The sequence below is a fragment of the Flavonifractor sp. An306 genome (assembly GCF_002159455.1).
Taxonomy (GTDB): domain Bacteria; phylum Bacillota; class Clostridia; order Oscillospirales; family Oscillospiraceae; genus Flavonifractor.
In genome coordinates this window covers 1-775 of record NZ_NFIQ01000235.1, presented here as the reverse complement: position 1 = coordinate 775, position 775 = coordinate 1, and the positions used below count along the sequence as shown (strand labels likewise).

General features: G+C 55.6%; 1 protein-coding gene. It reads left to right on the top strand.

Annotation, left to right across the window (positions count from 1 at the left end; genetic code table 11):
- Positions 1-595: 595 nt before the first annotated feature.
- The coding region (locus B5F88_RS21215; protein WP_204246292.1) for a hypothetical protein at positions 596-775 on the top strand (180 nt) is incomplete at its 3' end.

The window sequence follows — 775 nt, the reverse complement described above, 5'->3', positions numbered from 1 at the left end:
TCCCATCGTATGGATTACACCGCAAATGATAGCGGATGATTGCGGTCAATCCATCCAGGCCGGTGTACATGCTGGTCGTTCCGCATACAAGACGGACTCGCTTCCCACGTACTCCGCTTTTGCTCGCTCTGGCGGCCTGTGTCAGCTTTTCCAGCCATAGCTGGGTATCTGCGGCACTGATTCGGTGACTGCCTTTGCGAAATCCCCGCAAAGCATACCGGCCTGCCGCCGCGCATTCCCGGCTGCAATAGGTCCGCTCTACCCCAGCGGTGGTAGTGATTGGCCGACCGCACCACTGGCAGTTCCCTTCCACATGTGTCTGGTCCATCGCCAACAGGTAACAAAACCGACTGCAATATTTTTGGCCTTTTTGCTTCCCCTGCAGCGGTGCGCCACAGGCTGCACATGTCTCCGCCGGTTCTTCTGTACTGGGATTCGCTTTGTGATACGCCGCCCACCATTCGATCCTGCACGGGTCGCTGCAAAACCGCCGTTGTTTTCCCGTGCCCCATTCTGCCTGAAACTCTTTCCCGCAATTGGGGCAGATTGCTTTTGTCTGTTCTCTTGCCTGCCGTCGTTCCATGACTTTACGAGCATGATATTTGACCCGGCATTGGTCACTGCAAAACCGCCTTCGCCGCCCCCGCTCTCCACTTTGCTCCACGATATCCCCGCAGCCTGGGCAGATATCTACTGGCACATCATAATGCCGCTTGGCGTTATTGTATTTGTGCCGGCATGCATCACAGCAAAATTTCTGCCGCGTAATATGACA